We start from the raw sequence: 11,561 nt of genomic DNA, 5'->3' as shown, positions 1-11,561 counted from the left end.
CGCGTCGAAGCGCTCGCGCGGCTGGTCGAGCACGTCGCGCGAATCGCCCGCCTCGCCTTCGTCGCGCCAGCGGCGGCGGCCGTCGTTGATGCGGCCGCGCGGACGGTCCTCCTCGAATTCGACCGGCTCCAGCTCGATCTTCTTCTTGATGAGCTTCTCGATGTCGGCCACCAGGCGCACGTCGTTGCCGCCAGAGGCAAAGGTCACGGCCAGGCCCGAGGCGCCGGCGCGGCCCGTGCGGCCGATGCGGTGCACGTAGTCTTCGGCGTTGAACGGCACGTCGAAATTGAAGACCGCCGGCACGTCCTTGATGTCCAGGCCGCGCGCGGCCACGTCGGTGCACACCAGCAGATCGACCTCGCCCGCCTTGAAGGCGTTGAGCGCCTTCAGGCGCTCGTCCTGGCTCTTGTCGCCGTGCAGGGCATTGGTCCTGAGGCCGTCGCGCTCCAGCGAGCGCGCCAGGCGTGCGCAGCCCAGCTTGCTGTTGACGAAGACAAAGGCCTGCGAGATGCCGCGCTGGCGCACGATCTGCTTCAAGGCGCGGCGCTTGTCGTCTTCGGCCACGCTGAAGAAATGCTGCTCGACGGTGGAGGCCGTCTCGTTGGGCCGGGCCACCTCGATGGTGACCGGGTTCTGCAGGTAGCTGCCAGCCAGGCGCTTGATCTCGGGCGAGAAGGTGGCCGAGAACAGCAGCGTGGTGCGCTGCTTGGGCAGGTAGCTCAGGATGCGCTGCAGGTCGGGCAGGAAGCCGATGTCCAGCATGCGGTCGGCCTCGTCGAGCACCACGTACTCGACCTGGTTGAGCACCGCGTTCTTGGCTTCGATGTGGTCCAGCAGGCGACCGGGCGTGGCCACCAGCACCTCGACGCCCTTCTTGAGCTCGGCCGTCTGCGGCTTCATGTCCATGCCGCCGAAGACCACCGTGCTGCGCAGCTGCGTGTACTTGGCGTACAGCTCGATCTGCTGGGCCACCTGCACGGCCAGCTCGCGCGTCGGCAGCAGCACCAGGGCGCGCACGGGGTGGCGCGCCGGCGAGGTGGACGTGTTTTCGTGCTTGAGCATCCGCTCGAGCAGCGGAAGCGAAAAGGCGGCGGTCTTGCCGGTGCCGGTCTGGGCGGCGCCCATCACGTCCTGGCCGGTCAGCACCACCGGAATCGCCTGCGCCTGGATCGGCGTCATGTTCTCGTAGCCCATTTCGGCCACGGCGCGCTTCAGCGGTTCAGCCAGCGCGAGGTCTGAATAAAGAGTACTCATGAAGCCCCGTATTGTCGCATCCTGGGGCCTCCCGGCTTTTCACTCCGCTTTGCTCCGTGTAATTCGCCACCTCCCAAGGAGGGGACCCCACCTGGGGCCCGGCGGAGCCGGTTCCCCGGTGCGGAGCTGGCTTTTGCGGGCAGTTACAACTGCTTAGCCGAAAAAGTATCGCAATCCTGTACCCGGCCACCCTTGAAGCCGCTGTAGAACCACCGCTGGCGCTGCGCGCTGGTCCCGTGCGTGAAGCTGTCGGGCACCACGGCGCGGCCGGCCGAGCGCTGCAGGGCATCGTCGCCGATCTTCTGGGCTGCGTTCATGGCCGACTCGATGTCGCCCGGGTCGAGCCATTGCTTGGATTCCTGCGAGTGGTGAGCCCAGATACCGGCAAAACAGTCGGCCTGCAGCTCGACGCGCACGCTCAGTGCGTTGTTCTGCGTCTGGCTCAAACGCCCGCGCATCTGGTCGACCTTGCCGGTGATGCCCAGTTCGTCCTGCACGTGGTGGCCCACCTCGTGGGCGATGACGTAGGCCCGGGCGAACTCGCCGGGCGCGCCCAGTTGCCGGCTCAAGGTGTCGAAGAAGCTCAGGTCGATGTAGACCTTCTTGTCGCCGGGGCAATAGAACGGCCCCATGGCCGACTCGCCGGCCCCGCAGGCCGTCTGCTGGTAGCCGCGGAACAGCACCAGGCGCGTGGGCGTGTAGGTGCCGCCGGCCTGCTGGAAGACCTGCGACCACACCACCTCGGTGTTGCGCAGCACCACCGAGACGAACTGCGCCTCGCGGTCGTTGGCCGGCGGCTTCTGCGCCGGACCTTGTTGCTGCTGGACCTGGGGCGCCGGCCCTTCCCCGCCGCTGAGCAGCCCCAGCACGGTGAGCGGATTGATGCCGAAGATCCAACCGGCCACCAGCGCGATCGCGATGGTGCCCAGGCCGATGCCCCGGCCGCCCACCGAAAACCCGCCGCCGCCCCCGCCGCTGTGGCGACGATCTTCAACATTGTCCGATTGCTCGTTGCCTTCCCATCTCATCGTCTTCTCCAGCGGCCTGCGCCTATGCGTCGGCCGATGGTACCGCCGCGCCAGGCAGCACGCCTGTCGGACGCGAGCGGAAAACGGCTACTGCGCCTGCGTCCGTCGAACACCTTGAAACACGTAGCGCAAGGCATCGCCGATGGTGGATTCCCACACGGCCCACTCGTGCCCGCCGTTGACGATGCGCAGCTGCGCCGGCTGGCGGTTCTTGCGCAGCAGCTCGTACAGCTGCACCGCCTGCGCCTCGATGAAGAACTCGTCGTCGTCGCCCGAGTTGATGTACATGGGCACCTTGAGGCCCTTGCGCAGGAAGGCGTCCCACAGCGCCGGGTAGTTGTAGGCCTTCCAGACCTCGGGGCTGAAGCTGCCGTCGCCACCCTGCAGCGCGAACACCTTGACGTGGCGGGCCGACGAGTTTTCCGGCGGCTCGGGGTTGTAGACGGCGGGGCTCAGCAAGGCCGCCGCCTGGAACTTCTCCGGGTATTTCAGCGCATAGCGCAACGCGCCGTATGCGCCCATGGACAGCCCGCCGATCACCCGCGCGTCGCGCGTGCCGAGGGCGCGGTAGTTCTTCTCAATGACCGGAATGAGCTCCAGGAAGAAGGCGCTTTCCATCGGCTCCTTCAGGTCGACATACCAGCTGGTGCCGGCATCGGGCATGACGATGATGGCCGGCGGTATCTCGCCGGATTCGATCAGCGCGTCGGCAGTGCGCCGGATGCGCCCCTTGTTCACCCACTCGTGGCGGTCGGCGCCGTTGCCGTGCAGCAGGTAGAGCACCGGGTAGCGCAGCGGCCCGGCCGGGTCGTAGCCGGTGGGCAGGTAGACGTTGAACGCCCAATTGCGGCCCAGCACCGAGCTCTTGAACTGGGCCCCTTCGATGGTGCCGGCCCGGGCCGGCGACCATGCGCCGGCCAGCAGCACAAGCGCCGCCATGGACGGCAGCCAGGCTCGCAGCCACAGGCGCAGCATGGCCGGCCTCACGCGTGCTTCGGTCCGGCCTTCAGGTCTTGGGCAGCGTCACGCCGCGCTGGCCCTGGTACTTGCCGCCGCGGTCCTTGTAGCTGGTCTCGCAGACCTCGTCGCTCTCGAAGAACAGCACCTGGGCGCAGCCCTCGCCGGCGTAGATCTTGGCGGGCAGCGGCGTGGTGTTGCTGAATTCGAGCGTCACATAGCCTTCCCACTCGGGCTCGAAGGGCGTGACGTTCACGATGATGCCGCAGCGGGCATAGGTGCTCTTGCCCAGGCACACCGTCAGCACATTGCGCGGGATGCGGAAGTACTCCACCGTGCGCGCCAGCGCGAAGCTGTTGGGCGGGATGATGCAATGGTCGCCGTGCATGTCCACGAAGCTCTTCTCGTCGAAGTTCTTCGGATCGACCACCGTGCTGTGGATGTTGGTGAACACCTTGAACTCGGGCGCGCAGCGGATGTCGTAGCCGTAGCTCGAGGTGCCGTAGCTGATGATCTTGTGGCCGTTGGCTTCGCGGATCTGGCCCGGCTCGAAAGGCTCGATCATGCCGTTCTTCTCTGCCATGCGGCGGATCCACTTGTCGCTCTTGATGCTCATTTTTTGCGCGTCCTATTCAGGGGCGCAATTCTAGGGGGAGCACGCCCCGCCTGGCAGGGTCAGGCCATGGCCTGCGAGATGACCGTGCGTTCCACCAGCCGGTCATCCCCCAGCACGATCATCGCGAACAGCAGTTCTTCCAGGCTGTCGGCCAGCTTCGTCTTGCGCGCCAGCAGCGGCGTGGCCGCCGGATTGAGCACCAGGAAGTCCGCCTCGCAGCCCGGCTGCAGGTTGCCCACCCCGCCCGCCAGGCCCAGCGCGCGTGCTGCGCCGGCCGTGTGATGCCACCACAGTTGCGAGGGCGGAATGCTCACGCCCGGCTTGGTCTGGCCCTCGCGGCCCGCGTAGTAGGCCGCCATCATGGTGGCGAAGGGGCTGAAGCTGGTGCCGCCGCCCACGTCGCTGGCCAGGCCGTAGCGGTAGCCGATGCGGTCGGCGCCCTCGAAATCGAAGAAGCCGCTGCCCAGGAACAGGTTGCTGGTCGGGCTCACGGCCGTGACGGCGCCGGTGTCGCGCATCAGGCAGCGGTCGTCGTCGTCGAAATGGATGCAGTGCGCGTACACGGCACGCTCGCGCATCAGGTTGAAGCCCAGGTACACGTCCAGGTACGAGCGCGCCTTGGGAAACAGCTCGCGCACCCACTTCACCTCGTCCTTGTTTTCCGAGACGTGGGTGTGGATCCAGGTGTCGCCGTGGGCCTTGGCCAGTTCGCCCGCGCCGTGCAGCTGCGCGTCGGTGCTGGTGGGCGCAAAGCGCGGGGTGATGGCGTAGCCCAGCCGGTCCACGTTGTGCCAGCGGCGGATGAGCGATTCGGTGTCCAGGAGGCTCTGCTCGGTGTCGTCGCGCACGCCGTCGGGCGAATGGCGGTCCTGCAGCACCTTGCCGCTGATCATGCGCAGGCTGCGGCGCTGGGCGGCCTCGAAGAACGCGTCGACCGAGGCGGGGTGCGAGGTGGCGAAAGTGAGCGCGGTGGTCACGCCGTTGCGCGCCAGTTCGTCCAGGAAGAACTCGGCCACGGCACTGGCATGCGCGGGGTCGGCAAAGCGGCTCTCCGCCGGGAAGGTGTAGTTCTCCAGCCAGGGCAGCAGGCCCGCGGCCGGCGCACCGATGATGTCCGTCTGCGGATAGTGCACATGCATGTCGATGAAGCCCGGTGCCAGGATGCGGCCGGGCAGGTGCTCGACGGGCACCTGCGCATACATGTCCTTCAGCGCCGAATAACTGCCGGCGGCCTGCACCACCTGGCGGCCTCGCGAATCGGGGCCGATGACCAGCAGGCCATCCTCTTCGAACTGGGCTTGGGTGGTGGTGGGGTCGAAGCGCAGCAAGGAGGCGCGAAGGGCTTTCATCGTCATGGCGGCAAAGCGTAGTTCAACGGCCACGCTTTGCAATGCACGCCGGCGTATAGCCCCCATACGCACAGCCGGACGGACATAATTTCAGGCAATGAAACGCCGCACGCCAACAACTTCGCTGACATGAAAGTCCTGCTGATCGGCAACTACCCGCTCGACGACCAGAAGAGCATGCTGGCCTTCTCGGCCATGCTCGAGCGCGAGCTGCCGCGCCTGGGCTGCGAGGTGCAGGTGCTCAGCCCCCAGGCCCGTGCAGCGAAACTGCCGATGCCGGGCGCCTTGCGCAAGTGGGCGGGCTACCTGGACAAGTTCATCCTCTTTTTGCCGACCCTGGCGCGGCGCGCGCGGTGGGCCGACGTGGTGCACGTGTGCGACCACTCCAACGCCATGTACATGCCGCGCCTGGCGCGGCATGCCAGCGTGCTCACCTGCCACGACGTGATCGCCATCCAGGCGGCACGCGGCATCGTGCGCGACTGGCAGGTGGGCTTCACCGGCCGCATCTTCCAGAAGCTGATCGCGCGCGGCTTTGCCTTTGCCGACCGGCTGGTGTGCGTCTCGGCCGCGACCCATCGCGAGGTGCTGGCGCTCGGCCTGGCCGAACCGGCCCGCATCCAGGTCGTGCCCATGGGCCTGAACAACGAGTTCGGGCCGTTGCCCGCCGACGTGGTGCGCCAATGCCTGGTGGCGCACGGGCTGGACCCGCAAGCGCCCTATCTGCTGCACGTCGGCCACGAGCACGCGCGCAAGAACCGCATGGCCGTGCTGCGCTGTTTTGCAGAACTGCAGAAGAATGCCGCGTCGTCGCCGGTGCAGCACCTGGTCTTCGTCGGCTCGGCGCTTACGCAGGAAATGCTCGCCCTGGTCGCCGACCAAACGGGCCTGGCCGAGCGGGTGCACGTGCTGCGCGACGTGTCCCACGACGACCTGCGCGCCCTCTACTGCGGCGCGGCCGCCCTGCTCTTTCCGTCGCTGCAGGAAGGTTTCGGCTGGCCCATCATCGAAGCGCAGGCCTGCGGCTGCCCGGTGTTCACCTCCGACCTGGCGCCGATGAACGAGATCGGCTCCGCCGCCGCGGTGTACGTGGACCCGAGGGACCCGGTCGCCATCGCCCGGGCCATCCGCGAGGCCGCGCCCCGCTTCGCCGCCATGCGCGAAGGCGGCCTGGCCAACGCGGCGCACTACTCGGCCGCCCACATGGCGTCGCGCTACGTCGAGCAATACCGCGAAGTCATCGCGGCGCGCCAGAACGCCCCCGAAGGCGTGGGCGCCACCGGCAACCGCTGACAGGCGACCGAAATAAGTCCCGCACCGGGGAACCGGCTTTGCCGGGCCCCAGGTGGGGTCTCCCCCTCGGGGGGTGGAGTTACACGCAGCGAAGCGAAGTGAAAAGCCGGGGGGCTATTTGCTTTTTCCCTGCACGCCCTCGACCAGCCAGTTCATCTGGAGGATCTCGGGGTCGGACAGGGACTTGCCCGCGGCGATGCGGACCTTGCCCTCGTTGTCGCGCACGTCGGCCGCCGAAGCGCGGAAGGGCTGCAGCTTGCCGTCGGCAATGTCCTTCTGCCGCGCCAGCACTTCGCTCTGCACGGTCTTGGGCACGTTCGGCCCGAATTCGCCGACGCGGATCATCCCTTCCTTCACACCGCCCCAGGTGTCGCCGCTCTTCCAGCTGCCGTCCAGCACCGCGCGGGCGCGCCGGGTGTAGTAGTCGCCCCAGAGGTGCTGCACCGCAACGATCTGCGCGTCGGGCGCCACCTTGCGCATGTCGGAGTGATAGGCGATGGCCATCTTTCCGCGCGCCTGCGCCGCCGCCATGACGGCCGTGGAGCCGGTATGGAAGGCGATCACGTCCACGTCCTGGTTGAACAGGGTCATGGCCGCATCGCGCTCCGCCGGCGGATTGAACCACTCGTTGAGCCAGATCACCTTCACCTGCGCCTTCGGGTCGACCGAGCGCATGCCCAGCGTGAAGGCGTTGATGCCCTGCAGCACCTCCGGAATCGGAAAGCCCGCCACGTAGCCCGCCACGTGGGTCTTGCTCATGCGGCCGGCGGCGATGCCGGCCAGGTAGCGGCCTTCGTAGTAGCGTGCATTGGCCGTGGCCACGTTGGCCGCCTGCTTGTAGCCGGTGATGGACTCGAACTTCACGTCGGGAAAGTCGCGCGCCACCTTCAGCGTCGGCTCCATGTAGCCGAAGCTGGAGGTGAAGATGAGCTTGTTGCCCTGCCGCGCCAGGTCGCGGATGACGCGCTCGGCATCGGGCCCTTCGGGCACGTTCTCGACGAAGGTGGTCTTCACCTTATCGCCCAGCGCCGCGGCCACGGTCTTGCGGCCCTCGTCATGCTGGTGCGTCCAGCCTGCGTCGGTCACCGGCGTGACGTAGACGAAGCCGATCTGGAGCGGATCGGCCGCCTGCGCGGTGGTGGTGGAAATAGAAAAGAAAAAACTGGTGGAAGCCAGCGCAAGCAAGGCGCGGCCCACGAGGTTTTTGTACATGGTGTTCCTCTACATGGCCCCGATACACAAAGAAAAAAGGCGCTGCGGGGCAGCAGCGCCAGGCGCTCATTTTAGCTGGCGGGCCTCGGCCCGACGCGCCGTGTTCAGTCCAGGTGCTGGCCGAACAGCGGCACCAGGTCGCGCAGGAACGCCTGCTCATCCTGCTCGATGCTGCGCGGCTCCAGGTCGAAATGGATGAAGGTGCCCGACGGCGTGCCGTCGGCATTGCGCAGCACGTGGCCGTAGTAGGACTCGACCAGGCCCGCATAGGGGCGCGCCAGCCGTGCGTCGGCCGAGGCATGCTCGGTCATGAACTCGCCATGCTCGATGGCGAAGCGGCAGAAGCTGCTTTCCAGCGGCACGGCGGACAGCCAGGTGCGGTACTCGCTGGTGCGGTCGAAGGCGTGCACGGCGCGCATCTCTCCATCCTCGAGCTTGTACAGCGCGGTGAAGCGGAAATCGGTGCGGTCGTTGAGCACCGCCAGCGCAGCCCGTGGGCCATGCTGCGCCAGAACGGTGCGAACGGCCTGAGCTTGCGAGGACGTGTCGAATTCGAGCATGGGACCTTCCTTGGCAAATCAGGGCAGTGGAATCGGCCGGCCATTCTAGAAATGGCCGAATGACGCCTTGATGAGCACCGCCAAAAGCCCCTGCGCCGATCAGGCGAAGCGTGCGAAAGCCGCGTCCAGCTGCGCCATGTAGGCCTTTTTGCTTGCCTCGTCGATGAAGCTGGCCTCGAAGCTGTTGGCCGCCAGCTGCCAGGCGTGGCTTGCATCGAGCCCGGTGGCGGCAAAGGTCTGCAGCCAGTTCTCGTTCATGTAGCCGCCGAAGTAGGCCGGATCGTCGGAGTTGATGGTCGCCACCAGTCCCGCATCGAGCAGCGCCTTGATGTTGTGCTGCTTCAAGTCCGGAAACACGCACAGCTTGAGGTTGGACAGCGGACAGACGGTGAGCGGCACGCGCTCCTGGGCCAGGCGCTGCATCAGCACCGGGTCCTTGGCCGATTGCACGCCATGGTCGACGCGCTCGACCTGGAGCACGTCCAGCGCGCTCCACACATAAGCGGGCGGCCCCTCTTCCCCGGCATGCGCCACCAGGTGCAGGCCCAGTTCGCGGCAACGGGCGAAGACACGCGCGAACTTCTCGGGCGGGTGGCCCACCTCGCTCGAGTCCAGGCCCACGCCGATGAACTTGTCGCGGTAGGGCAGCGCTTCTTCCAACGTGGCGAAGGCCTCTTCCTCGCTCAGGTGGCGCAGGAAGCACAGGATGAGCGAGGCGCTCACGCCCACCTTGGCCCGGGCGTCGATGCAGGCGCGGTGCAGGCCGTCGATCACCGTCTTGACCGGGATGCCGCGCGCGGTGTGCGTCTGCGGGTCGAAGAACATCTCGGTGTGCACCACGTTGTCGGCTTTGGCGCGCTCCAGGTAGGCCCAGGCCATGTCGTAGAAGTCCTGCTCCTGGATGAGCACGCTGGCGCCGGCGTAGTAGATGTCGAGAAAGCTCTGCAGGTTGGTGAAGGCGTAGGCCTGGCGAAGCTCCTCCACGCTGGCGTAGGGAATTTTCACGCCGTTGCGCTGTGCCAGCGCGAAGATCAGCTCGGGCTCCAGCGAGCCTTCGATGTGCATGTGCAGTTCGGCCTTGGGAATGGCGCGCAACAGCTCGGGCAGGCGTTCGGGGGCGATGTGGGGAATGGTGTTTGCGCTCATCAGCAGACTCCGATGGTGATGCCGAGCCCCTTGAGGTAGCGGCGATAGAAGGATGATGCCTTGTCGGCGGCCGTGTGCAGCTCCGCCCGCAGGTCGAGCGGCAAGGCCTTGGGCCGCTGCGATTCGAGCACCGGCTTGTCCTGCAGGAAGATGGTGTCCTGGAACTGCCGCAGCTCGGCCTCGCTGCGCTGCCAGTCGGCGATGGCGAGGCGAAACCAGACGGTGCAGCGCTCGCCATCGGTCGGGCAGATGAACAGCGCGATGGATTCGCGATACCCCTGCGCGCCCACGCTCTGCGCTTCCGGAACCTTCACCAGCACGGCCGAGTACGGCGCCGTGACCTCGTAGCTGTATTCCACATGGGCGGGCCGGGTGGAGTTGATGCTGGACTGCGGCTGCCAGGCCTTGCAGCCGGTGGCCAGCAGGCCAGTGGGCGTGGCCTCGACCTTGTAGTCGTCGATGGCCGCCATGTCGCGCGCGCCCAGCCAGCCCTCGTGCACGAAGCCGAAGTGGGACATGTCCAGGAAGTTCTCGACCAGGCGCGGCGCGCTGGCCTCCACCACATAGGGGCCGCAGTCGAGCTTGCGAAGCCGCTCGTCGCCTTCGGCTTCGAAGGCGGGCAGATCACCCGCGTCCTCGCCGTCCAGACGCACCCAGACCAGGCCGTAGGCCTCGCGCGCGGCAAAGGTGCGCGCGCGGTGCGTGGCCGGCGGTGTGAAGCCAGGCAGCGCAGGCACCTCCCTGCACTGGCCGGCCCCATCGAAACGCCAGCCGTGGTAGGGGCATTCGAGCCTGGAGCCGCCCTGCTCGCCTTCACACGGAACCACCCGGCCCAGCGACAGCTGCGCGCCGCGATGCGGGCAGCGGTCCTGCCAGACATGTACGCGGCCCTGCGCATCGCGCCACAGCACCAGGTCTTCGCCCAGCAGGCGCGCCGGCACCGGCGCATCGCCCACACCGGCCGCGAGCGCCACCGGGTGCCAAAGCTCCTTCTCGATCATGAAACCTCGTCCTCTCGTGCTTCTTCGCTTCAAAGAAAAAAGGGTTGCCCGCACCGGGCAACCCTTGGCTGTCAGCGCGGTTGAACGCGCCGCCGGCTTACTTTTTGTCGCCGCCCGGTACCTTGCCTTCGACGCCCTTCACGTAGAAGTTGATGCCGGAAAGGAACTTGTCGTCCGCGGCAGCGCCGGCAGCCACGAGTTCCTTGCCGTCCTGGCCGACGATCGGGCCCTTCCAGATGGTGAAGCTGCCGTCCTTCAGGCCCTTCTTCACGTCCTCGACCTTGGACTTGAGGTCGGCCGGCACGTCTTCGGCAATCGACACGATGTCGATGGAGCCTTCCTTCACGCCCCACCAGCTTTGGCCGGTGGCCCATTTGCCGTCCAGCATGTCCTGCGTGGCCTTCTTGTAGTAGGGCTCCCAGTTGATGATGGCCGAGGCCAGGTGGGCCTTGGGACCGTAGGCGGTCATGTCCGAATCCCAGCCGAAGGCGCGCTTGCCCTTTTCCTGCGCCGTCTTCAGCACGGCGGGCGAATCGGTGTTCTGGAACAGCACGTCGGCGCCGCCGTTGATGAGGGCCGTGGCGGCCTCGGTTTCCTTGGGCGGGCTGAACCATTCGTTGACCCACACGACCTTGGTCGTGACCTTCGGGTTGACCGACTGGGCACCCAGGGTGAAGGAGTTGATGTTGCGCAGCACCTCGGGGATCGGCACCGAACCCACCACGCCCAGCACGTTGCTCTTGGTCATGCCGCCGGCGATGATGCCGGCCATGTACGCGCCTTCGTAGGTGCGGCTGTCGTAGGTGCGCATGTTGTCGGCGGTCTTGTAGCCGGTGGCATGCTCGAACTTCACGTCCTTGGTGTCATTGGCGACCTTGAGCATGGGCTCCATGTAGCCGAAGGTGGTGCCGAAGATCAGCTTGTTGCCCTGGCCGACCATGTCGCGGATCACGCGCTCGGCATCCGCGCCTTCGGGCACGCTCTCGACATACGTGGTCTTGATCTTGTCGCCGAATTCCTTTTCCAGCGCCTTGCGGGCCTGGTCGTGTGCGTAGGTCCAGCCGCCGTCGCCAACCGGGCCGACATAGGCGAACGCGATGTTCAGCGGGCCGGCGGCCGGGGCGGGCGCGGCTGCGGTGGGCGCC

At 67.0% G+C, this 11,561-nt stretch carries 11 protein-coding genes; 1 reads left to right on the top strand and 10 read right to left on the bottom strand.

Going from position 1 to position 11,561, the window contains the following annotated elements; translation table 11 throughout:
* The 5 genes from VSO01S_RS24285 to guaD all read right to left on the bottom strand — a co-directional run.
* Positions 1-1,254, bottom strand: a 1,254-nt coding sequence (locus VSO01S_RS24285; RefSeq protein ID WP_068645358.1) for a DEAD/DEAH box helicase, incomplete at its 3' end; no start/stop codon positions are given.
* A gap of 143 nt (positions 1,255-1,397) precedes the next feature.
* On the bottom strand, positions 1,398-2,282 hold the full coding sequence (ypfJ, locus tag VSO01S_RS24280) for a KPN_02809 family neutral zinc metallopeptidase (protein WP_068645356.1): 885 nt from the start codon (positions 2,280-2,282) through the stop codon (positions 1,398-1,400).
* An 87-nt stretch (positions 2,283-2,369) separates the two neighbouring features.
* Complete coding sequence (locus VSO01S_RS24275) at positions 2,370-3,257, bottom strand: alpha/beta hydrolase (RefSeq protein WP_153305406.1); 888 nt, start codon at positions 3,255-3,257, stop codon at positions 2,370-2,372.
* A 31-nt stretch (positions 3,258-3,288) separates the two neighbouring features.
* Positions 3,289-3,855 carry a dCTP deaminase gene (dcd, locus tag VSO01S_RS24270; protein WP_068645354.1) on the bottom strand — a complete coding sequence of 189 codons (567 nt, stop codon included), beginning with the start codon at positions 3,853-3,855 and terminating at the stop codon, positions 3,289-3,291.
* Positions 3,856-3,914: 59 nt separating this feature from the next.
* Positions 3,915-5,204 (bottom strand): guanine deaminase, encoded by a 1,290-nt coding sequence (guaD, locus tag VSO01S_RS24265; protein WP_068645357.1) that lies wholly within the window; start codon positions 5,202-5,204, stop codon positions 3,915-3,917.
* 129 nt (positions 5,205-5,333) lie between these two features.
* Between guaD and VSO01S_RS24260 the strand changes: the two genes are divergently transcribed.
* Complete coding sequence (locus VSO01S_RS24260; RefSeq protein WP_068645353.1) at positions 5,334-6,497, top strand: glycosyltransferase family 4 protein; 1,164 nt, start codon at positions 5,334-5,336, stop codon at positions 6,495-6,497.
* 114 nt (positions 6,498-6,611) lie between these two features.
* On the opposite strand, the gene VSO01S_RS24255 is transcribed toward VSO01S_RS24260, so the two are convergent.
* The 5 genes from VSO01S_RS24255 to VSO01S_RS24235 all read right to left on the bottom strand — a co-directional run.
* Entirely contained in the window at positions 6,612-7,709 is a 1,098-nt protein-coding gene (locus VSO01S_RS24255) for a BMP family ABC transporter substrate-binding protein (RefSeq protein WP_068645352.1), read from the bottom strand.
* Between the two features lie 104 nt (positions 7,710-7,813).
* Positions 7,814-8,269, bottom strand: coding sequence for a hypothetical protein (locus VSO01S_RS24250; RefSeq protein ID WP_068645351.1), 456 nt, complete (start codon positions 8,267-8,269; stop codon positions 7,814-7,816).
* Positions 8,270-8,368: 99 nt separating this feature from the next.
* Complete coding sequence (locus VSO01S_RS24245; RefSeq protein WP_068645350.1) at positions 8,369-9,415, bottom strand: adenosine deaminase; 1,047 nt, start codon at positions 9,413-9,415, stop codon at positions 8,369-8,371.
* Positions 9,415-10,416 (bottom strand): aromatic ring-hydroxylating dioxygenase subunit alpha, encoded by a 1,002-nt coding sequence (locus tag VSO01S_RS24240; RefSeq protein ID WP_068645349.1) that lies wholly within the window; start codon positions 10,414-10,416, stop codon positions 9,415-9,417. The genes VSO01S_RS24245 and VSO01S_RS24240 overlap by 1 nt, the downstream gene beginning before the upstream one ends.
* 97 nt (positions 10,417-10,513) lie before the next feature.
* On the bottom strand, positions 10,514-11,561 hold a 1,048-nt coding region (locus tag VSO01S_RS24235; RefSeq protein ID WP_068645348.1), incomplete at its 5' end, for a BMP family ABC transporter substrate-binding protein.

The sequence above is a fragment of the Variovorax soli NBRC 106424 genome, assembly GCF_001591385.1.
GTDB lineage: Bacteria > Pseudomonadota > Gammaproteobacteria > Burkholderiales > Burkholderiaceae_C > Variovorax > Variovorax soli.
The sequence above is the reverse complement of the archived record's forward strand: the minus strand, read 5'-3'. Positions and strand labels throughout refer to the sequence as shown.

Excerpts from the sequence above, each read along its gene's own strand:
- ypfJ (WP_068645356.1), bottom strand. The coding sequence starts at position 2,282 with ATGAGATGGGAAGGCAACGAGCAATCGGACAATGTTGAAGATCGTCGC.
- VSO01S_RS24275 (WP_153305406.1), bottom strand. The coding sequence starts at position 3,257 with ATGCTGCGCCTGTGGCTGCGAGCCTGGCTGCCGTCCATGGCGGCGCTT.
- dcd (WP_068645354.1), bottom strand. The coding sequence starts at position 3,855 with ATGAGCATCAAGAGCGACAAGTGGATCCGCCGCATGGCAGAGAAGAAC.
- guaD (WP_068645357.1), bottom strand. The coding sequence starts at position 5,204 with ATGAAAGCCCTTCGCGCCTCCTTGCTGCGCTTCGACCCCACCACCACC.
- VSO01S_RS24260 (WP_068645353.1), top strand. The coding sequence starts at position 5,334 with ATGAAAGTCCTGCTGATCGGCAACTACCCGCTCGACGACCAGAAGAGC.
- VSO01S_RS24255 (WP_068645352.1), bottom strand. The coding sequence starts at position 7,709 with ATGTACAAAAACCTCGTGGGCCGCGCCTTGCTTGCGCTGGCTTCCACC.
- VSO01S_RS24250 (WP_068645351.1), bottom strand. The coding sequence starts at position 8,269 with ATGCTCGAATTCGACACGTCCTCGCAAGCTCAGGCCGTTCGCACCGTT.
- VSO01S_RS24245 (WP_068645350.1), bottom strand. The coding sequence starts at position 9,415 with ATGAGCGCAAACACCATTCCCCACATCGCCCCCGAACGCCTGCCCGAG.
- VSO01S_RS24240 (WP_068645349.1), bottom strand. The coding sequence starts at position 10,416 with ATGATCGAGAAGGAGCTTTGGCACCCGGTGGCGCTCGCGGCCGGTGTG.